The sequence below is a fragment of the Paraburkholderia lebeckiae genome (assembly GCF_050436325.1).
Lineage (GTDB): Bacteria > Pseudomonadota > Gammaproteobacteria > Burkholderiales > Burkholderiaceae > Paraburkholderia > Paraburkholderia tuberum.
Genome location: NZ_JBNDLZ010000003.1, coordinates 998,624 through 1,019,291 on the forward strand (window position 1 = coordinate 998,624; position 20,668 = coordinate 1,019,291).

Here is a 20,668-nt window from a genome sequence, read left to right on the forward strand (position 1 = left end):
ATCACCGCCGCACTGCCCGTTACTTTCTCAACAAATACGCGAGCAGCAGCTCTGTATTCATCTGAATCACCTCGCTGCGTTCGGCGGCGCTGCTGAAATCGCGGCCGAGCGTCGCCTCGAGCGTGAAACGGTTCGACACGATGTAGTAGCCCATGCCCGAGAGCGTCACGTAAAAGCGCAGCGGGTCGATGTTCGTGCGAAACAGCCCCGCGCGCTGCCCACGTTCGAGAATGCCGCCGAGCGTGGCGACGATCGGCGAAATCATTTCGCGTATGCGCGTGGACTTCTGCATATAGCGTGCTTCATGCAGATTCTCGTTGTTGATGAGCCTCAACAACTCGGGATGATCGCGGTAGTAGTCCCACACGAAATGCGCGAGACGCGTCACCGCCTCGACCGGCGCGATTCCGTTGAGTTCGAGCGTGCGTTCCGCTTCGTTGAGCGCGCTGAACGCGTGCTCGAGTACCGCGGTGAATAGCTGCTCCTTGCTACCGAAGTAGTAATAGAGCATTCGTTCATTGGTTTCCGCGCGGCGAGCGATCTGATCGACCCGCGCGCCGAACAGCCCTCCATTTGCAAACTCTTCCGCCGCCGCGAGCAAGATGCGGCGCCTCGTGCCTTCAGGATCTCTTTTGATTTTCGGCTGATTCATGGTGGCATCGTCTTCGTGAGCCGCGTTCTCCGGATCGCGCCGCCGGCCTCTCCTCGAGCCTTTTTGTGGCGGCGTTTAGCGGGCGCGTCGTGGTTGGGAAACACACCCTTTTCTGCGGTCTTTCGAATGAAGCGCTTCGATTATGGCACATGGATTGCGAATGGCAATCCGGGAAATCGGCGATAATGTGCTATTTAGTTCAGGTCGTGCGATCGCACGGCAAGCTCCCGCGCCGCAACCGTGACAGACGTCAAAACACTCGCGGATCGCATCGAAGATCTGCTGCCCCAAACGCAATGCACGAAGTGCGGTTATCCCGCATGCCGTCCGTATGCCGAAGCCGTCGCCAATGGCGAGGCGAACTATAACCAGTGCCCGCCCGGCGGCGCCGAGGGCATCGCGCGCCTCGCCGCGCTGCTCGGCAAACCGGTGATTCCGCTCAATTCGGCCAATGGCGTCGAACGTCCGCGTCCGTTGGCGGTTATCGACGAACAGGTGTGCATCGGCTGCACGCTGTGCATGCAGGCGTGTCCGGTCGACGCGATAGTTGGCGCACCGAAACAGATGCACACCGTGGTCGCCGAGCTATGCACCGGCTGCGACCTGTGCGTGCCGCCCTGCCCGGTCGACTGCATCACGATGCGCCCCGTGACCGGCGAGGCCACCGGCTGGGATGCATGGAGCCAGAGCCACGCGGACGCCGCGCGGGGGCGTCATAACCGCCACGAGACCCGTCTCGCGCGCGAGCGCGACGCCGCCGAAGCGCGTGCTGCGGCGCGGCGAGCCGCAAGCGCGCCGGCGGCTGCGCCGCACGCGGTTGCGGCAAGCGGCGCGGCAGTGCAGTCCGAGGCCCCCGCCGCCCCGATTGCGGACGACGCGGAAGCGAAGAAACGCGCGATCATCCAGGCCGCGCTCGAACGCGCGCGCAAGAAGAAGGAAGACTTGGCCGCGAAAGGCCAGGGACCGCTGAACACCGAGAACGTCAGCGCCGACGTGCAGGCACAGATCGACGCCGCCGAAGCGCGCCGCCGCCGTCTCGGTGTTGCCAGCGGTGGCGACACGCCCGGCTCGGAGCAGCAATCCGACGAGTCAAATGAGTCAACCGAATCCAATCCGCCATCCAACTCGCCGCCAACCGCGCGCTGACCACGCCGACGCAACCCGGCCCACTCACACGGACCCGCTCCGCATGAACGCGAACAAACGCCGCGCGATCTACGAAACGCTTCAGAGCCTCAATCCGCATCCGACCACCGAACTCGAGTACACGACGCCGTTCGAACTGCTGATCGCGGTGCTGTTGTCGGCGCAGGCGACCGACGTGTCGGTCAACAAGGCGATGCGCAGGTTGTTTCCGGTCGCGAACACGCCGCAGAAGGTGTTCGACCTCGGCGAGGAAGGTGTCGCGAGTTATATCAAGACGATCGGTCTGTATCGCACGAAGGCGAAGAACGTGATCGCAACTTGCCGCATGCTGCTCGACCAGTACGGCGGCGAGGTGCCAGAAGATCGCGAGGCACTCGAAGGGCTGCCCGGGGTCGGCCGCAAAACGGCCAACGTGATCCTGAACACTGCATTCGGCCATCCGACCATCGCGGTCGACACGCACATTTTCCGCGTTGCCAACCGCACCGGCCTCGCGCCCGGCAAGGACGTTCGCGCGGTCGAAGCGGCACTCGAAAAATTCACGCCCGCCGAATTCAGGCAGGATGCGCACCACTGGCTGATCCTGCATGGACGCTACGTGTGCAAGGCGCGCCGCCCCGAATGCTGGCATTGTGCGATCGAGCCGCTGTGCGAGTTCCGGCCGAAGACTCCGCCACCCGATCTATAAGGCCGGCCCAGCTCGAAACCCGGGGCCGTGCAGCGCGCCTGCAGCCCACGGGGCCGCCGCGTAAAATAACGCCTTACGCGCAGCGCGCACTGCGGACATGCACCGTCGCGCTCCGCGCCCTCACTCCCACGCACCGGTTCCACGATGTTCAATCCCAGCCGCGACGAAGTTCGCCTCTTTTTCACCGACACCTGGCGCAAACAGCGCCAGGGCGAGATTTTGACGCCGCTCGAGGCGATCGCCGCCGACTGGATCGTCGAGCATCCCGAATATCACGCCGATCTCGCCGATGGTCCCGCCGCCCAGGCGCAGGACTATTCGCCGGAGCGCGGCCAGACCAATCCGTTCCTGCACCTGTCGATGCACCTGGCGATCTCCGAGCAGTTGTCGATCGATCAGCCGCCCGGCATTCGAGCCGCGCATGAGCGGCTCGCCGCGCGCCTCGGTTCGACGCACGAGGCGCAGCACGCGATCATGGACTGCCTCGGCGAAACCATCTGGGAAGCGCAGCGCACCGGCACGCCGCCGGACACGGACGCGTACCTGCAGCGCATCGAACGGCGCGCGACGCGCGACTGAGGCGACTGGAAACTCTGGCGCGGCACCACGCCAGCACGCCGAGGTACGACACCCTCAAAGCAAAACACCCCGCCAAGGCGGGGTGTTTTGCTTTTGAAGCTTCGGCGCGAAACCGGTGCCCGACGCTTACTTTTTCTGCACGAGGTCGCCTTTCAGCGATTCGACGTAGGCGGCGATGTCCTTCATGTCGCCTAGCGACAGGCTCTGCACCTGTGCCTGCATGATCGCGTTGTTGCGGCCGAGGTGTGGATTGCCAGTACCCATCTGGTACTGACGCAGCGCCCAGAACACATAGTCGGCGTGCTGACCGGCCAGCTTCGGATACTCCGGGCTCACCGGCTTGTTCAGGTTGGGACCGTGGCAGGCCGCGCAGTTGTGGCTGTCGGCGAGCACCTTACCGTTGCCGGCGTCGGCCGCGTGTGCTGCGTTCGCCGCGGCCAGACCGATTACCGTCGCCGCGCCGACCGCCTTGAATACCGTGTGGAGTGCCTGTTGGGGCTTGATCATGAAATCTCCTATCCCGCGAATTGGATGTGCTGGTGACCGACGCCGATCACTTGTCGGGATTGTTTTTCGAAGCGGCAGTTTGCGCTGCGTAGTACGCGGCGACATCGGCAATGTCCTGATCCGACAGCGTCACCGCGATCGCGTGCATCGTGGCGAAATGGCGGTCGCCCTTCTTGTAGGCGCGCAGCGCGTTTTCGAGGTACGCCTGATTCTGGCCACCGAGCATCGGCACGCGGAAAACCTCTGGATAAGCCGTGCGGTATTCAGGGATGCCGTGGCAGCCGATACACATCGCGACCTTGTCCCGGCCCGCCTTGGCGTTGCCTACGACATCCGCTGCCTGCGCATTGGCCGCATACCCCGCGAGCACCGACAGCGCTGCGATCACGACGTGTTTGCCGACGAATTTATTCATAGATGTAACCTGGCTTGAGGGGAAACGGGTGCCCACAAAGGCAGCGGTCCGCGCCGTTCTTCTTGTACGGTAGCCACGCAGGCCAAAAAAATCGGGCTAATTGTACCGCGACGCCGCGCCGAACGTCCACCGGACACGGGGGCCGCGCAACGCCCGCCGGGACGGGTCCACGCCATGACCGCGGCGGCTTCGCAACGACGCCACAGCGGCACCGCGGCCGCGTCGCTGCGCGGCTGACACCATACGTGAGACGGTTTCAGGCCAACAGGCCTTCTGACTTATACTGGGTTTTTTCCCGCACAAGAGCATCTCGCCATGCGTTTCGAAGGCTCATCGCAGTACGTCGCCACCGACGACCTCAAGCTCGCGGTCAACGCCGCGATGACGCTCAAACGTCCGCTGCTGATCAAGGGCGAACCCGGCACTGGCAAGACCATGCTTGCCGAGGAAGTCGCCGCCGCGCTCGGCATGCCGCTCTTGCAATGGCACATCAAGTCGACCACCAAGGCACAGCAGGGGCTGTACGAATACGACGCGGTGTCGCGTCTGCGCGATTCGCAGCTCGGCGACGAGCGCGTGAAGGACATCCGCAACTACATCGTCAAGGGCGTGCTGTGGCAGGCGTTCGAATCGGACGAGCAGAGCGTGCTGCTGATCGACGAGATCGACAAAGCCGACATCGAATTCCCGAACGACCTGCTGCGCGAACTCGACCGCATGGAGTTCTACGTGTACGAGACGCGCGAGCTGGTGCGCGCGAAGCATCGCCCGCTCGTGATCATCACGTCGAACAACGAGAAGGAGTTGCCCGACGCGTTCCTGCGCCGCTGCTTCTTCCACTACATCCGGTTTCCGGATGCGACGACGATGCAGCAGATCGTCGACGTGCACTACCCCGGCATCAAGAAGGATCTGCTCGCCGCGGCGCTGCAGAGCTTTTTCGAGCTGCGCAACGTCGCGGGACTGAAGAAGAAGCCGTCCACCTCCGAACTGCTCGACTGGCTCAAGCTGCTCCTCGCCGAAGACATTCCCCCCGAAGCACTGCGCTCGGCCGATCAGAAGCAGATCGTGCCGCCGCTGCACGGCGCGCTGCTGAAGAACGAACAGGACGTGAGCCTGTTCGAGCGGCTGCTGTTCATGAACCGCAACAACCGTTGAGCGGGCGCCGCGCCGCAGGACATCCAGCATGCTGATCGACTTTTTCTACTCGCTGCGCGCCGCCAGACTGCCAGTCTCGGTGAAAGAATACCTGACGCTGCTCGAAGCGCTGAAGGCCAACGTGATCGCGCCGTCGCTCGACGAGTTCTACTACCTCTCGCGCATCACGCTCGTGAAGGACGAGCAGTACTTCGACAAGTTCGACCAGGCGTTCGGCGCCTTTTTCAACGGTGTCGCGGCGACCTCGGAGCTCGCGTTCGAGATTCCGCCCGACTGGCTGAAGAAGAAGCTGCAACGCGATCTGTCGCCCGAGGAAAAGGCGCAGATCGAGGCGATGGGCGGCATCGACAAGCTGATGGAGCGCCTGAAGGAACTGTTCGACGAGCAGAAAGAGCGCCACGAGGGCGGCAACAAGTGGATCGGGACGGGCGGCACGTCGCCGTTCGGTCACGGCGGCTATAACCCCGAAGGCGTGCGCATCGGCGGCGACGCGGCCGGCAATCGCACGGCCGTCAAGGTATGGGAAGCGCGCGCGTATCGCGACTACGACGACCAGGTCGAAATCGGCACGCGCAACATCAAGGTCGCGCTGCGACGGTTGCGCCGTTTCGCCCGCGAAGGCGCCGCGGAAGAACTCGACCTGCCCGACACGATCCGCAGCACCGCCGCGAACGCCGGCTGGCTCGATCTGAAGATGGTGCCCGAGCGGCACAACAACGTAAAGGTGCTGATGCTGCTCGACGTCGGCGGCTCGATGGACGATCACGTGAAGCGCACAGAGGAGCTGTTCTCCGCCGCGAAGGCCGAGTTCAAGCACCTCGAGTTCTACTATTTCCACAACTGCGTGTACGACTTCCTGTGGAAGCACAACCGCCGCCGCCATGCCGAGCGCACACCGACGTGGGACGTGCTGCACAAGTTCACGCCCGACTACAAGCTGATCTTCGTCGGCGACGCGACCATGAGCCCGTACGAAGTGTTGCAGCCCGGCGGCTCGGTCGAGTACAACAACGCCGAGGCCGGCGCTGTGTGGTTGCGCCGTCTCGCCGACCACTTCCCGCACTTCGCGTGGCTGAACCCGGAGCCGGAAGCGCTGTGGCCGTACCGGCAGTCGGTCAGCGCGATCCGCGAAGTGCTGGGCCACCGCATGTATCCGCTGACGCTCGCGGGCCTCGAGACGGCCATGCGGGTGCTGAGCAAGTAACGCCCGCCGTTCCAGAATCCACGTCCCGTCGCTCTAACTTCCAAAACAAGAAAGCCTTCGCATGAGTTCGTCCCCGTCGCCCCAGCTGTCCCCCGCCGCCACACCGCAGAGGCGCTTCAATCCGCTCGCCGATACGTCGCTGTCGACGATCGTCGCGGGCTTCGTCGCGGCGATGACCGGCTACACGAGCTCGCTCGTGCTGATGTTCCAGGCGGGCCAGGCCGCGCATCTGAGCGACGCGCAGATTTCGTCGTGGATCTGGGCGCTGTCGATCGGCATGGGCCTCTGCACGATCGGCCTGTCGCTGCGCTTTCGCGCGCCGATCGTGATCGCGTGGTCGACGCCGGGCGCGGCGCTGCTGGTGTCGTCGCTGCCGCATGTCGAGTATGCGCAGGCGATCGGCGCATTCATCTTCTGCGCGGCGCTGCTGACGCTGGTCGGCGTCACCGGCTGGTTCGATGCGCTGATGAAGCGGATTCCGTCCGGCCTCGCGGCAGCGCTGCTCGCGGGCATCCTGTTCGAGATCGGCATCGAGATTTTCCGCGCCGCGCAGTACCAGACCGCGCTCGTGCTGACGATGTTCTTCACCTACCTGATCGTCAAGCGGTTCGTGCCGCGCTATGCGATTCCGGCCACGCTCGTGGCAGGCACCGCAGCCGCCGGCGGCCTCGGGCTGCTCGACTTCAGCCACTTTCACGTCGCGCTCGCGCATCCGGTGCTGACGCTGCCGTCGTTTTCGGCGGCGGCTTGCGTGAGCATCGGCATTCCGCTGTTCGTCGTCGCGATGGCCTCGCAGAACGTGCCGGGCATCGCGGTGCTGCGCGCCGACGGCTATACGACCCCGTCCGCGCCGCTGATCGCGACGACCGGCGTCGCGTCGCTGCTGCTCGCGCCGTTTGGCTCGCACGGCATCAATCTTGCGGCGATCACGGCGGCGATCTGCACCGGCCCTGAAGCGCACGAAAACCGCGCCAGGCGCTACACAGCGGCCGTATGGGGCGGCATTTTCTATCTGCTCGCGGGCGTGTTCGGCGCGACGATCGCCGCGCTGTTCGCGGCGTTCCCGAAGGAACTGGTCGTCTCCGTCGCGGCGCTCGCGCTGTTCGGCTCGATCATGAGCGGGCTCGCCAATGCGATGCAGGATACGAGACAGCGCGAGGCGGCGCTCGTCACGTTCATGGTGACCGCGTCGGGACTCACGCTGCTGTCGATCGGCTCGGCGTTCTGGGGGCTCGTCGCCGGCGTGGTGACGCAAGTCGTGCTGAACGCGCGGCGCGTGTGAACGGATCGCCACGCCCGGCTGTCCATACCCGGTGTTCATACCGTCCTCGGCGATCCGCCATAGAATAGATGTATCCGGCAGCGTTTCCCAAGCCATCGTGGGACGCGCTGCGGCTTGACCCGCGGCCGCCGGCGCCGGCTCATTCCTGCTGCCGGCGCGGCGGCGTCCTCATTTCTCCTGAACCATGGCGCACACGCGCCCTGAAGGCCCGAACATGACAACCGCACTCGACCAACTCAAGCAATACACCACCGTGGTGGCCGACACCGGCGACTTCCAGCAGCTCGCGCAGTACAAGCCGCGCGATGCGACCACCAATCCGTCGCTGATTCTGAAGGCCGTGCAGAAAGACGACTACCGGCCGCTGCTCGAAAAGACCGTGAAGGCGCATGCGTCGAAGCCGGCCGGCGCGATCATCGACCAGTTGCTGATCGCCTTCGGCACCGAAATCCTGAAGATCATCCCAGGGCGGGTGTCGACCGAAGTCGACGCGCGCCTGTCGTTCGACGTCGAAGGCTCGATCGCGAAAGGCCGCGAGCTGATCGCGCTGTACAAGGAACACGGCATCGAGCGCGACCGCGTGCTGATCAAGCTCGCGTCGACGTGGGAAGGCGTGCGCGCGGCCGAGGTCCTGCAGAAGGAAGGCATCCACTGCAACATGACGCTGCTGTTTTCGCTCGTGCAGGCCGCCGCCGCCGCGGAAGCTGGCGCGCAGCTGATCTCGCCGTTCGTCGGCCGCATCTACGACTGGTACAAGAAGAACGCCGGCAGCGCGTGGGACGAAGCGAAAGACGGCGGCGCCAACGATCCGGGCGTCAAGTCGGTGCGCCGCATCTACGCGTACTACAAGAAGTTCGGCTACAAGACCGAGGTGATGGGCGCGAGCTTTCGCACGACCTCGCAGATTCTGGAACTGGCCGGCTGCGATCTGCTGACGATCAGCCCCGACCTGCTGCAGAAACTGCACGAGAGCACCGACAAGGTCGAGCGCAAGCTGTCGGCGGAGACATCGCACGACGCGGACATCGAGCGCGTGCCGGTCGACGAGAAGTCGTTCCGCTTCCTCCTCAACGACGAAGCGATGGCGACCGAGAAGCTCTCCGAAGGCATCCGCACGTTCGCCGCAGACGCGGTGAAGCTGGAAAAGCTGATCGACACGCTGCGCTGAGGCGCCGGAGGCGGCGGGCGTGGCTGGCTGAGTGACGCTCACGCTCGCTGCGCCGCTCCGCGCGAATGCCATCCATGACAGGCGGCGCTGGACCTCACGGTTCAGCGCCGCTTCTCGTTCACGCTGGGTCGCCACCGGCGACGTAGCGTCACAATCGACGCGCCGCCACCGACTACAATCGACTTCACGCCTCTCCCCGCCGCCGCTGGCGAGGAACGACGGCGCCCGCCCAACGCCTGACCATGGAGACGATCATGTACGTTCAGCCCTATGTGTTCTTCAACGGCCGTTGCCAGGAAGCGCTCGATTACTACACCGACAAGCTCGGCGCCCAGGTGACCTTCAAGATGCTGTTCAAGGAAGCGCCGCCGGACGCGCACAATCCGCCACGCCCCGAACTCGCCGACAAGATCATGCACGCGAGCGTGCAGCTGGGCACGAGCACGTGGATGGCTTCCGACGGCAACTGCGATCCGGCGGCCGGCCCGTTCAATGGCTTCAGTCTGTCGCTGACCGTCGATGACGGCGCGTCGGCGGAAAAGTGCTTCAACGCGCTCGCCGATGGCGGCCAGGTCGTGATGCCGTTCCAGCAAACGTTCTGGAGCAAGGGCTTCGGAATGGTGGTGGACCGCTTCGGCATGATGTGGATGGTCACGCTGCCGCCGCAGGTTTGAGGCCTGGGGGCAGGCTCGCCAGCGCTAGCACCTACCCACCACGCGTCGCCCGCTCGTGCCGCTCGATGTTCCAGTTCGGCTCGGTCTCCAGCAATAGCGCGCGCAACCGGTCTACCTGCTCCGCGAGCCGCTGACCGAGCCAGTACGGCCCTTGCCAGTCGGGCGGCAACGCGGTGGCCACGTCGCCGTGCCCCTTCGCGAGCGGCGCCGCGGCCGGAATGCCAAAGCGCGACGGACGGCCAAAACGCAGCCCGCGCGCGGTGGACAACAGGATCGCCCGCACGGCGCGCACCTCGGCGCCGCAACGCGCTGCATAGGTGGTGCGCGCGGCGGCATCGGCGTTCATCAGCGGCCCCGTGGCAAGCAGTTCCAGCGCGCTGAGCACCGAGCGATGCAGCCGCTGGATCTCCTCGAGCCTCGTCTGCGGCACGTCGATTTCCTTCGCGACCGACGGCATCAGCGAGCGCAGTTGCACGAGCCGCTTGTTGATCCGCAGAAAGCGCTTGACCTGCTCCTCCTCGGTGATCGTTTCGCCGTCGAGCAGCCGCGCGTAGATTCCCGCGCATTCGCGCAGATTGGCGGCTAGGCCGTAGCGCCACGAATACGTCGCGTGCAGAGGAAACGCGAACGAAGACGCCAGCGCGATGACGATACCGATCAGCACGTTCAGCGTGCGCCACAGGCCGACGTCGATCAGATTGTCGCCGTGGCCCGCGACGATGCACATCGTGATGGCGGTCAGGAGCCCGATATAGCCGGACGAGCCAATCGCGAACCATGCGCAGATCGACGCGATGATCGCCTCCAGCACATAGGTGAGCGGCAGCGAACCGATGAAGTGCTGTTGCACGATCAGCAGGAGCCCGATCGATGCGCCGAGCAGCGTGCCGGCCGCGCGTTCGGCCGCTTTCTTGCGGATATTGCCGTGATGCTGCAAGCCGCCGATCACGACCAGCAGCGTCACCGACGACCAGATGCCGTGCGGAATATCGATGCCGGTCGTCGCGAGAATCGACACCAGCATCGCGACGCCGACGCGCAGGCTATGTAGCACCTTGGCGTGCCGGTAGCGGTAGTACGGCGACGTGACCGCGCGCACCATCCGGCTGAGCGCCGCGCGGCGGGAAACCAAAGTGGGAGTATCGGCAGCAGCCATGGCGGCGCGCGGCGAACGCGTGAAAGGACGGTTCCGCTATCCTGCCCTGGAGTGCCCCGCAAACACAAACGCCCGCCAACTTCCGTCGGCGGGCGTTGCGTGTTTCAGAACGTGATTTGCGGCTGGAATCAGCCTTCGACGATGTCCAGGTAGTCCTCCGGATGCGTACGGTCCTCGGCGCGCTGCATGCCCACCGCGCGCACGATCAGGCTCACGACGACCGACACCACGAGGTTCACGACCAGCGACCACACGGCCGCATAGCCCGGAATCGCCATGCCGAACAGATGGATCGTGAAGATCGAACTCGCGAGGTTCAACGAAATCGCCATCCACGTGCCGGTCGCGATACCTGCCGCCCAGCCGAGCAACAGACCCCGGTAGTCGAGCACGCGCGTGTAGAGACCCAGCACGATCGCCGGCAGCGTCTGAATGATCCAGATCCCGCCGAGCAGTTGCAACTGGATCGCGTACGTGAGCGGCAGACCGAGAATGAACGCCACCGCGCCGACCTTGACGATCAGCGACACCAGCTTCGCGACGTTGGTCTCCTGCTCGTGCGTCATGTTGCGGTTGACGAACTCCTTGTGCACGTTGCGTGTATACAGATTCGCCGCCGCGATCGACATGATCGCCGCCGGCACCAGCGCGCCGATACCGATCGCCGCGAACGCGACGCCGACGAACCACGACGGGAAGAAGTGCAGGAACAGCGCCGGCACTGCGAAGTTCGGGCCGAAGGCCTTGAAGTACGGCGCGAACTCCGGCATGTCCTTCACGCCGGCCGCGAGCGCCATGAAGCCGAGCAGCGCGAGCAGGCCGAGCACCAGCGAATACGCCGGCAGCAACGCCATGTTGCGGCGGATCGTGTTGCCCGACTTCGACGACAGCACCGCGGTGATCGAGTGCGGATACAGGAACAGCGCGAGCGCCGAACCCACCGCGAGCGTCGCGTACGCGCTATAGCCGTTCAGGCTCGACACGTCCGGCGACTTCAGCAGCAGCTTGGCCGGCGGGACCGCGCCGAAGATATGGCCGAAGCCGCCCAGCTGCGGCGGAATCACGATGATCGCGGCGAAGATCGTCACGTAGATCAGGATGTCCTTGACGACCGCGATCATGGCCGGCGCGCGCAGGCCCGACGTGTACGTGTAGGCCGCGAGGATCGCGAATGCGATGATCAGCGGCAGATCGCCGACGAAGCCGGTCGTGTCGAAACCGAGCGCGCCGATCACCACTTCGATACCGACCAGTTGCAGCGCGATGTACGGCATCGTCGCGACGATGCCGGTCACCGCGACCGCGAGCGCGAGCATGCGGCTGCCGTAGCGGGCCGACACGAAGTCCGCCGAGGTCACGTAGCCGTGCCGCTTCGCGACGCTCCACAGCTTCGGAAACACGACGAACGCGAACGGATAGATCAGGATCGTGTACGGCAGCGCGAAGAAGCCCGTTGCGCCCGCACCGAACACGAGCGCCGGCACCGCGATGAACGTGTAGGCGGTGTACAGGTCGCCGCCGAGCAGGAACCACGTGACGATCGTGCCGAAGCGCCGGCCGCCGAGACCCCACTCTTCGAGATGCGCGAGATCGCCGCGCCGCCAATGGGCCGCGACGAAGCCGAGAATCGTGACGCCGATGAAAAACAGAACGAAGACGAAGGTTGCAATGGGGTTCATCGTTGCGCGCCCCCGTTCGTGCGACCCGTATAGCGGGACTTGGTCTTCGAATAGACGAACGCGGTGATCACCGCGCTGATCAGCACCCACAGCAGCTGATACCAGTAGAAGAACGGGAAATCGAACAGCTGCGGCTCGATCCGGTTGTAGGACGGCACCCAGATCATCGCGATCCAAGGCAGCAGCAATAGCCAGAGCCAGTGCTTGCTGGCTTTCTTCACGTCGGCATCGTGAGCCATGACGTCTCCTGTTTCCTATTTAGAATTTATCTGCCCGCGGTCGACGGGAGGTGGGACTCAGCGGGTGGTCGTCCCGCGGTCAGCCACGGGCTCCCCGAAAGCTTCGAAAGAGTATAGGAGTGGCGAACGCCCGGTCAAGCAGGGACGACCCGAGTCGCGTCGGCGTCCAGCAACGCGACGAAGCGCCAACGATGCAGGCTGGATGACGTTGCAGCGCAGACGTGAAAAAAAATACCGGAAGCAAAGCGGCCGTGCCGACCGATACGCCGGCACGGCCGCTTCATTCTCCGTGCGCTGATCAGAGCTCAGCGCTCAGATCGCAAACGATGCGCCCGTCTGCCGCGTCGATTCGCGCAGGCCCTTGATCCATTTGCGCGCCGGCAAGCCGAGCTCGGCTTCGATCAGCTTCGCGCGCGCCTCTAGCGTGGTGAACGGCACGTCGAGCGCGGGGCCCGAGAACGCGATCGCGATACGGTTGCCGTCGTGCACTTCGGGCAGCGCGACGACGCGACCGTCGAAGGCTTCGTTCAGACGCTTCATATTGCGCACGAAGCTCGGATGATCGCCGAACAGATTCACCGTGACGATGCCCGCGTCGGTCAGACACGCACGTGCCGCACGGTAAAAGCCGACGCTGTCGAGCACTGGGCCGCGCGCGGTCGCGTCGTAGACATCGATCTGCAGCGCGCCGATGGTGCCGTGGTTCGCGCTCTCGTTGACGAAGTCCCACGCGTCGGTTTCATGAACGGTCAGACGCGCGTCGTCGGGCGGCAGTTCGAACATCGTGCGCGCGGCCACGACGACCGCCGGATTCAGTTCGACGGCCTCGACCTTCGCGCTCTTCAGGAAGCGGTGCGCGAACTTCGTCAGCGACGCGGCGCCGAGCCCGAGCTGCACGATGCGCTTCGGCGTTTCGAGGAATAGCAGCCAGGCCATCATCTGCTGCGCGTATTCGAGTTCGATGTGATCGGGCTTGCGCAGACGCATCGCGCCTTGCACCCATTCCGTGCCGAAATGCAGGTAGCGCACGCCGCCCTCTTCGGAGAACGTCACCGGTGCGAAGCGCGGCTTGCGCGGCGCTTCGATTTGCGGCGCGTCGTGCTCGACGGTGCCGCTCGCGTTGCGCGTGGATCTGGGTGCCTTCTTGTGCGCCATTTTCCGTTTACCGCCGATGGCTTGGGCGTCGCGGTCACGGAAAGCGCGCGCCTCGGCCGAAGCGCGCTTGATCAGATTCGTCATGTAGGGATGTCGCGCAACAGGCGCAATATTTTTGGTCGAACGAGAGCATAGCATTCGCTGCGACTCGCTCATTCAAATCAACCGCTCACAAACTGCTTTCAACGAACTCACAACACGTCCACGACGAAGCCGAATTTGGTTCGGCATCCTCGAAGAACCAAAAATTTTTCCGACCGCTGGGTCGCGACCAACCTGCGCCATTACGCCACGCGCAAACGATTTACGTGGCGCTTTATCGCCGTTTTCCGTCACCAGCCGCAGCTTGCAGCGCATTTCCTCCCGGTGCGGCCCTCTCCGCCGGTTAAAGAGTCCCCCGCCCAATGTCGTAAACGGGCGTACGAGGAATGACTGTCGACCCATGCGATGCATCGCATCGCATTGCGTCGCACGGCCGCCACTACAAATCAGCGCTGCAGGGGAATTACTTTGAATCGTCAACAGTCCTGGACGCGCACAGCAGCGCCCGGCGAGATCATCTATTCCGAGGGCTACTCGGGTGAGCCTGTGGTCTTTCTGATCACGGAAGGCAAGGTCGAACTTTCCACTCGCTGCGACGACAAGAAGGTCGTCGTCGCGACGCTGGGCCGTGGCGAATTCTTCGGCGAGGCCGCGTTGCTCGCTGCCGAGCCACGCAGCAACACGGCGAAGGCGCTGACCTTCTGTCAACTGACCGTCGTGCCGGCCGGCATGCTCGACGACGAGATCGAGCGCGTGTCGCCGTTGCTGCGTCATATCACGCGCACGCTGATTCGTCGCGTAAAGCGCAAGGACGATCTGCTTGCGACCTACACCCACGCCGACTTTCTGCCGGGCGTACTGTCGTACGCGCACGTGCTGACGCTGATGTCGAACGGCGAACGGCGCGATGGGAACGACAGCTGGGGACGACGGCCGCCGCAATCGCACGCCGAGGAGATCTCGGTGCCGCTCGTCGAAGTGATCAAGAAGTGTCGCGCGATTGCCGGCCATTCGCGTCCGCACGTGATGGCGATGCTCAAGCGGATGGAGAAGCTCAACCTCGTTACGATCGAGGCCGCGCAGCCCGGACAGCTGACTAACGCGTCGACCGAATACTCGGCGTATGACGGCGCGGCCGCGCGCCAGGTCGTCACGTTCGACGCCGCGCGCATCGTCGATCGCGCGCAGCAGGTCGCGGACGGCGACCTCGATATCGCGGTGAACAGCGAACTCGAGCTGATCGAGCTGACCGATCTGGAAGCGTTGATCGGTGTCGACAAGACGCTGATTCTGAACAAGTTGTCGCACGGCGAAATCGCCGACGAAGTGTTCGCGTTCCGCAAGTCGAAGGTACTGACCTATGTCGAGCAGCAAGGCGTCGCCTATTTCTCGCGACGCAATACGCACCAGAGCGGCGCGCTGAATTCGCTCGACGATCTCGCCTTCGTCGACCAGCGCACGCTGTTCGAAGCCGTCAGCGGCTTCGATACGTACGATCTCGCGAAGCTGCTCGCCAGCGTCGACGGGCAGCCAGTGGCCGAGCGCCTGCTGGCGGTGATGACCGAAGTGCGTCGCAACGAAGTGTCGTGGGTGATGCGGCGCGATATCAAGATCGATGCGATCGAAGTCGGCGACATCGAGCAACGGTTGCTCGACGCGGTGAAGACACTGAAGGCCCCGGCGGCGCCACGCGCGGCGCTGCAGGACGCCGCGCGCTAACCGGTTTGACGGCGCGCCATCGCTCATGCGCGCAGCGTGAGCGCGGCGCCGAGCGAGGAAAAGCATGGATCTGTTGACGTTGTTTGGTGTGCTGTTCGGTGGAGCGGCAATCGTTTTTGGCTTCGCGCTCGAAGGCGGGCATTTTCCGACGCTGTTCCAGTACGAGGCGTTCGTCATCGTGCTCGGCGGCACGTTCGGCGCGGTGATGATCCAGAACACGTGGGCGCGCTTCTTCGATGCGCTGAAGCTGCTCGGTCTCGCGTTCACGCGCGCGCGACGGGTCGACCAGAACAGCCTCTCCGACCTCCTCGAATGGGGCGACCAGGCGAAGCTCAACGGTCTGCTCGCGTTCGAATCGATGGACGTCAGCGGCATTCATCCGTTCGCCAGACGCGGGCTCGAACTGCTCGCGAACGGCGTGTCGACCGCCGTGCTCGAAGATGCGCTGCAGCGCGAACTCGATGCGTACGCGCGCAACCACATGGCGGCGGCGCGCGTGTGGCAGCAGGCGGGCGGCTACGCGCCGACGTTCGGCATCCTCGGCTCGGTGCTCGGGCTGATCCAGGTCACCAATCACATTCTCGACCCGGCGCAACTCGGCTCGGGGATCGCGACGGCGTTCGTCGCGACGCTGTACGGTCTCGCGCTCGCGAATCTGGTGTTTCTGCCGCTGTACGGCAAGCTGCAGGCGCAGGTCGACAGCGAGGTGCGGTTTCGCCGCCTCTATCTCGACGGGCTGCTCGCGATTTCACGCAAGGAGTCGCCGCATACGATCGCAACGCGCCTGACGGGCGAGGTGCGCGGGCGCGCGGCGGAGTCGCTGGCCTGAGCCTGCCATCGAGCGCGTTCTCATTGGAAACGGATCAATCACCTATGCAAACGACGGCTGGTGGCAAGGGCGCGCCAGGCGGCGCGGACGATCATCGCGCCGAACAGGGCGGCGAAGGCACCGAGGGCGGCCGCTGGCTGATCTCGTACGCGGACCTCGTCACGACGATGATGGTGCTGTTCCTCGCGCTGTATGTGTTGCAGTTGGCGAAATCGAAGCAACTCGAACTCAGGTATCAGACGCTCGAAACGAAAACGTCGCAGCAGAGCGCGCCCGCGCCATCAGGCGGCACGCAACAGGAGGCGCGCAAGCAGTTGAGCGCATGGCTCGATGCGCTGCGCGAGAAAGGGCTGATCACTGTGACCGATCTGCCGCACGGCGTCGAAATCGGCGTCAACGCGAAGATCCTGTTCAACGCCGGCGACGCGCGGCTGCTGCCCGATTCGTTCGATGTACTCAATCAGATCGCGCAGGGACTGCAAAAGGATGCGACGGGGAATGTGCTCGTCGAGGGGCATACCGACAGTGTGCCGATCTCGACCGCGAAGTATGCGTCCAACTGGGAGCTGTCGTCGGCTCGCGCGGGCGCAGTGGTCAGGTATCTGGTCGAGCGCGGGATCGAGCCGCATCGGTTGGCCGCGATCGGACGGGCGGACAATTTTCCGCTGGTCGCCGGCAATGACACGGCGGCAAGAGCGGCCAACCGGCGGGTCGCGATCGTCGTGCAGTATTGAACGCGTTCGCCGGTAGCATTGGCCGCCCTTCCCTGCAACGAGCCGCCCGCCGGCGGCTCGTCTTCACATCACCTCACTTCACGCATCACGTCATTCGACGCGTACCGCCCCAAGCGCCTCGTTCAGCGTGCGGCTCGGCCGCATCACCTCTTCGAGCTTGTTGAAGTCCGGCTTGTAATAGCCGCCGATGTCCGCCGGCGCGCCCTGCACCGACGCGAGCTCCGCCACGATCACCTGCTCGTTGGCGGTCAGCTGCGTCGCGAGCGGCGCGAACTGCGCGGCGAGCGCGGCGTCGTCCGTTTGCGCGGCCAGCTCCTGCGCCCAGTACATCGCCAGATAAAACTGGCTGCCGCGATTGTCGAGCTCGCCCGTCCTCGGGCTCGGACTGCGGTTGTTGTCGAGCAACTTGCCGGTCGCGGTGTCGAGCGTCTTCGCGAGGATCTTCGCCCGGTTGTTGCCGGTCTTGATGCCCAGTTCTTCGAGCGACGCCGCGAGCGCGAGGAACTCGCCGAGCGAGTCCCAACGCAGATGGTTCTCTTCGACGAGCTGCTTCACGTGCTTCGGCGCCGAACCACCCGCGCCGGTCTCGTACATGCCGCCGCCCGCCATCAACGGCACGATCGACAGCATCTTCGCGCTCGTGCCCAGCTCCATGATCGGGAACAGGTCGGTCAGATAATCGCGCAGGATGTTGCCGGTGACCGAGATCGTATCGAGCCCGCGCACGACGCGCTCGAGCGTGTAACGCATCGCGCGCACCTGCGACATGATCTGGATGTCGAGGCCGGTGGTGTCGTAATCCTTCAGGTAGGCCTCGACCTTCTTGATCAGCTGCGCTTCGTGCGGGCGATACGGGTCGAGCCAGAACACCGCGGGCGTGCGCGAATTGCGCACGCGCGTGACCGCGAGCTTGACCCAGTCGCGGATCGCCGCGTCCTTCACCTCGCACATGCGCCAGATGTCGCCCTGCTCGACGTTCTGCGTGAGCAGCACCTCGCCGCTGGCTAGATCGACGATGCGCGCCTCGCCGTCCTCCGGCACTTCGAAGGTCTTGTCGTGCGAGCCGTATTCTTCCGCCTTCTGCGCCATCAAGCCGACGTTCGGCACGGTGCCCATCGTGACCGGATCGAACGCGCCGTTGGTCTTGCAGAAGTTGATGATCTCCTGGTAGATGCGCGCGAACGTGCTCTCCGGAATCACCGCCTTGGTGTCTTTTGGCCGACCGTCGGCGCCATACATCTTGCCGCCAAGCCGGATCATCGCCGGCATCGACGCGTCGACGATCACGTCGTTCGGCGCATGCAGGTTCGAGATGCCCTTCGCCGAATCGACCATCGCCAGTTCCGGACGATGTTCGTGGCACGCGTGCAGGTCGCGGATCACCTCCTCGCGCTGCGATTCCGGCAGCGTCTGGAGCTTCTCGTACAGATTGACGAGGCCGTTGTTGACGTTCACGCCGAGCTCGTCGAACAGCTTGCCGTGCTTCGCGAACGCGTCCTTGTAGAACACCTTCACCGCGTGGCCGAAGACGATCGGGTGCGAGATCTTCATCATCGTCGCCTTCACGTGCAGCGACAGCATCATGCCGGTCTTGCGCGCATCTTCCATCTGGTCTTCATAGAACGCTAGCAGCGCCTTCCTGCTCATGAACATGCTGTCGATGATCTCGCCGTCCTGCAGCGCGACCTTCGGCTTCAACACGATCGTCTTGCCGCTCTTCGTGACCAGTTCCATCTTCACGTCGCGCGCGCGATCGAGCGTCATCGATTTTTCGCCGTGATAGAAGTCGCCGTGCCGCATGTGCGCGACGTGCGTGCGCGACGCCATGCTCCATTCGGCCATGCTGTGCGGATGCTTGCGGGCGTAGTTCTTCACCGCGGCCGGCGCTCGACGGTCCGAGTTGCCCTCGCGCAGCACCGGGTTCACCGCGCTGCCGAGACACTTCGAGTAGCGCTGACGGATCGCCTCCTGTTCGTCGGTCTTCGGATCTTCCGGATAGTCGGGCACCTTGTAGCCCTTCGCCTGCAGTTCCCTGATCGCGCTCGTCAGTTGCGGCACCGATGCGCTGATGTTGGGCAGCTTGATGATGTTGGTGTCGGGTAACGAGGTGAGGCGACCGAGTTCCGCGAGGTTGTCGGGCACCCGCTGCGCTTCGGTCAGAAACTCGGGGAACTCACCGAGGATGCGGCCCGCGACCGAGATGTCGCTGGTCTCGACCTCGATGCCGGCCGGCCTGGTGAAGGTCCGGATGATCGGCAGGAACGCGGCCGTCGCAAGCAGCGGGGCCTCGTCGGTGAGGGTGTAGATGATGGTCGGTTGCTGGGTCGTCATTGCTAGGCTCTGGGCGGGCGGTTGAGAGGCATCTCGCACGTGATACGGGCAGGATGCGCAAACGTCGATCAGGAAAACGACAACGCTAGGACACAAACGCTGTGCGTGGCGGATGGCGATGCGGAGCCCTGGAACGCCAAAGCGGAACGATTAAGCGAACACGGCGGACTGCGTCGCGCAGCGGGTCGCACGTTTGGATTCTGCCTCATTTTCGGGCTGCGAGGAGAATTTGGAATGTGAACAACGGGAGCACACATGGACACGGCAGAGCAAATGACGATCGCGGCTGACTGGATACGCGAAGCCGGCGTCAGTCGCGCCATCGTGCATGCCAGGCGTGCGAACATTCGCACCGCTACAATCCTCCGATATCGATGTTCCCGCAGATCTGCCAAACCAAGCCGGAGCGTGTGATGGACGGCGATACCCGGAAAGCCCAATCCGACTGGATTTCCCGTTCGGAATCCACCCGCGGAGTCGAACGCATCGAAGCCTTTTTCCACGGCAACGCGTACTCGATGCATCGGCACGACACCTATGCGATCGGCCTGACCCTCGCCGGCGTCCAATGCTTCCATTACAGGCGCGGTTTGCGCACCAGCCTGCCCGGACAGACCATGGTCCTGCATCCCGACGAAGTGCACGACGGTCAGGCCGGCACGAACGAGGGATTTCGTTATCAGATGATTTACGTGCAGCCCGCCGCGATCCAGGAAGTCCTTGGCGGCCGCCCCCTGCCGTTCGTCGAAGGCGGCGTCACGACCGATCCGCGCCTGTTCGAAGCCACGAAGACAGCGCTGCGCCAGATGCGTGGCGACGCGGAGCCGCTCGAACGTGACGACGCGCTCGCCGGTCTCGCGCTTGCGCTGGATAACGCCTCGGGCGCGCGGCAGACGCGCAGGTCCGCGGATTTCGCGGCAGCGCAGCGAGCACGGGAATATCTGCACGCATCGTGCACGCACACCGTCACGCTCGATGAACTTGCCGTCGTCAGCGGGCAGGACCGCTGGAGCCTCTCGCGCGATTTCCGAACTTTTTACGGCACCAGCCCCTATCACTACCTGGTCATGCGCCGGCTCGAAGCAGCGCGCGCGATGATGCTGCGCGGCGTTTCCCTCGTGGACGCGGCGGCGGCAGCCGGCTTCGCCGACCAGAGCCACATGACCCGACATTTTCGCCACGCATACGGAATCCCTCCCGCACGTTGGCTCGCGATGACGAGCGATCGGCGCGCCGGCTAACGCAAGCTTGCACGATCGTTCAAGACGCTCGCCGGCGGCGGGACTATGCTCTGTTCCAGGTACCACCCGA

The 20,668-nt window shown here is 64.4% G+C and carries 20 protein-coding genes; 12 read left to right on the top strand and 8 right to left on the bottom strand.

The window, feature by feature from the left end; all coding sequences use genetic code 11:
• Positions 1 to 19: 19 nt before the first annotated feature.
• Positions 20 to 652 (bottom strand): TetR/AcrR family transcriptional regulator, encoded by a 633-nt coding sequence (locus tag OKW44_RS22520; RefSeq protein WP_013088849.1) that lies wholly within the window; start codon positions 650 to 652, stop codon positions 20 to 22.
• A 240-nt stretch (positions 653 to 892) separates the two neighbouring features.
• Here OKW44_RS22520 and rsxB point away from each other — a divergent pair, with 240 nt between their 5' ends.
• The 3 genes from rsxB (at position 893) to OKW44_RS22535 (ending at position 3,065) form a co-directional block, all read left to right on the top strand.
• On the top strand, positions 893 to 1,798 hold the full coding sequence (gene rsxB, locus OKW44_RS22525) for an electron transport complex subunit RsxB (protein WP_018419892.1): 906 nt from the start codon (positions 893 to 895) through the stop codon (positions 1,796 to 1,798).
• 43 nt (positions 1,799 to 1,841) lie between these two features.
• A complete protein-coding gene (nth, locus tag OKW44_RS22530) occupies positions 1,842 to 2,486 on the top strand; it encodes an endonuclease III (protein WP_018419891.1) in 645 nt (214 codons plus the stop codon).
• Between the two features lie 144 nt (positions 2,487 to 2,630).
• Positions 2,631 to 3,065 carry a DUF1841 family protein gene (locus OKW44_RS22535; protein WP_018419890.1) on the top strand — a complete coding sequence of 145 codons (435 nt, stop codon included), beginning with the start codon at positions 2,631 to 2,633 and terminating at the stop codon, positions 3,063 to 3,065.
• A 126-nt stretch (positions 3,066 to 3,191) separates the two neighbouring features.
• Here OKW44_RS22535 and OKW44_RS22540 read toward each other — a convergent pair whose 3' ends face one another.
• Positions 3,192 to 3,572, bottom strand: a complete 381-nt coding sequence (locus tag OKW44_RS22540; RefSeq protein WP_018419889.1) for a c-type cytochrome — start codon at positions 3,570 to 3,572, stop codon at positions 3,192 to 3,194.
• Between the two features lie 46 nt (positions 3,573 to 3,618).
• A complete protein-coding gene (locus OKW44_RS22545) occupies positions 3,619 to 3,987 on the bottom strand; it encodes a c-type cytochrome (protein WP_018419888.1) in 369 nt (122 codons plus the stop codon).
• 315 nt (positions 3,988 to 4,302) lie between these two features.
• On the opposite strand from OKW44_RS22545, the gene OKW44_RS22550 reads away from it, so the two are divergent.
• From OKW44_RS22550 to OKW44_RS22570, 5 genes are all read left to right on the top strand, one after another.
• Complete coding sequence (locus OKW44_RS22550; RefSeq protein WP_018419887.1) at positions 4,303 to 5,145, top strand: AAA family ATPase; 843 nt, start codon at positions 4,303 to 4,305, stop codon at positions 5,143 to 5,145.
• 28 nt (positions 5,146 to 5,173) lie between these two features.
• Positions 5,174 to 6,349 (top strand): vWA domain-containing protein, encoded by a 1,176-nt coding sequence (locus tag OKW44_RS22555; protein WP_018419886.1) that lies wholly within the window; start codon positions 5,174 to 5,176, stop codon positions 6,347 to 6,349.
• 61 nt (positions 6,350 to 6,410) lie between these two features.
• The gene (locus OKW44_RS22560; protein WP_018419885.1) at positions 6,411 to 7,631 is read left to right on the top strand and encodes a benzoate/H(+) symporter BenE family transporter; all 1,221 of its coding nucleotides are present in this window, start codon (positions 6,411 to 6,413) and stop codon (positions 7,629 to 7,631) included.
• A gap of 214 nt (positions 7,632 to 7,845) precedes the next feature.
• Entirely contained in the window at positions 7,846 to 8,799 is a 954-nt protein-coding gene (tal, locus tag OKW44_RS22565) for a transaldolase (protein ID WP_026225682.1), read from the top strand.
• A 254-nt stretch (positions 8,800 to 9,053) separates the two neighbouring features.
• Entirely contained in the window at positions 9,054 to 9,473 is a 420-nt protein-coding gene (locus OKW44_RS22570; protein ID WP_026225681.1) for a VOC family protein, read from the top strand.
• A 31-nt stretch (positions 9,474 to 9,504) separates the two neighbouring features.
• Here the strand turns inward: OKW44_RS22570 and OKW44_RS22575 are convergent, their stop codons facing one another.
• The 4 genes from OKW44_RS22575 to OKW44_RS22590 form a co-directional block, all read right to left on the bottom strand.
• Entirely contained in the window at positions 9,505 to 10,629 is a 1,125-nt protein-coding gene (locus OKW44_RS22575) for an FUSC family protein (protein WP_026225680.1), read from the bottom strand.
• A gap of 128 nt (positions 10,630 to 10,757) precedes the next feature.
• Entirely contained in the window at positions 10,758 to 12,308 is a 1,551-nt protein-coding gene (gene mctP, locus OKW44_RS22580; protein ID WP_018419881.1) for a monocarboxylate uptake permease MctP, read from the bottom strand.
• Positions 12,305 to 12,547, bottom strand: coding sequence for a DUF3311 domain-containing protein (locus OKW44_RS22585; RefSeq protein WP_018419880.1), 243 nt, complete (start codon positions 12,545 to 12,547; stop codon positions 12,305 to 12,307). Before OKW44_RS22585 ends, mctP begins: the two co-directional genes overlap by 4 nt.
• A 312-nt stretch (positions 12,548 to 12,859) precedes the next feature.
• Complete coding sequence (locus tag OKW44_RS22590; protein WP_018419879.1) at positions 12,860 to 13,786, bottom strand: class I SAM-dependent methyltransferase; 927 nt, start codon at positions 13,784 to 13,786, stop codon at positions 12,860 to 12,862.
• Between the two features lie 426 nt (positions 13,787 to 14,212).
• On the opposite strand from OKW44_RS22590, the gene OKW44_RS22595 reads away from it, so the two are divergent.
• The 3 genes from OKW44_RS22595 (at position 14,213) to OKW44_RS22605 (ending at position 17,026) form a co-directional block, all read left to right on the top strand.
• Positions 14,213 to 15,463 (top strand): Crp/Fnr family transcriptional regulator, encoded by a 1,251-nt coding sequence (locus OKW44_RS22595; protein WP_018419878.1) that lies wholly within the window; start codon positions 14,213 to 14,215, stop codon positions 15,461 to 15,463.
• A 64-nt stretch (positions 15,464 to 15,527) separates the two neighbouring features.
• A complete protein-coding gene (locus OKW44_RS22600; protein WP_018419877.1) occupies positions 15,528 to 16,292 on the top strand; it encodes a flagellar motor protein in 765 nt (254 codons plus the stop codon).
• A 44-nt stretch (positions 16,293 to 16,336) separates the two neighbouring features.
• The gene (locus OKW44_RS22605; protein ID WP_018419876.1) at positions 16,337 to 17,026 is read left to right on the top strand and encodes an OmpA family protein; all 690 of its coding nucleotides are present in this window, start codon (positions 16,337 to 16,339) and stop codon (positions 17,024 to 17,026) included.
• Between the two features lie 90 nt (positions 17,027 to 17,116).
• Here OKW44_RS22605 and OKW44_RS22610 read toward each other — a convergent pair whose 3' ends face one another.
• Positions 17,117 to 19,357: an NADP-dependent isocitrate dehydrogenase gene (locus OKW44_RS22610; RefSeq protein ID WP_018419875.1), complete on the bottom strand. Its 2,241-nt coding sequence runs from the start codon at positions 19,355 to 19,357 to the stop codon at positions 17,117 to 17,119.
• Between the two features lie 413 nt (positions 19,358 to 19,770).
• Here OKW44_RS22610 and OKW44_RS22615 point away from each other — a divergent pair, with 413 nt between their 5' ends.
• Complete coding sequence (locus OKW44_RS22615) at positions 19,771 to 20,598, top strand: AraC family transcriptional regulator (RefSeq protein ID WP_018419874.1); 828 nt, start codon at positions 19,771 to 19,773, stop codon at positions 20,596 to 20,598.
• Positions 20,599 to 20,668: the final 70 nt, after the last annotated feature.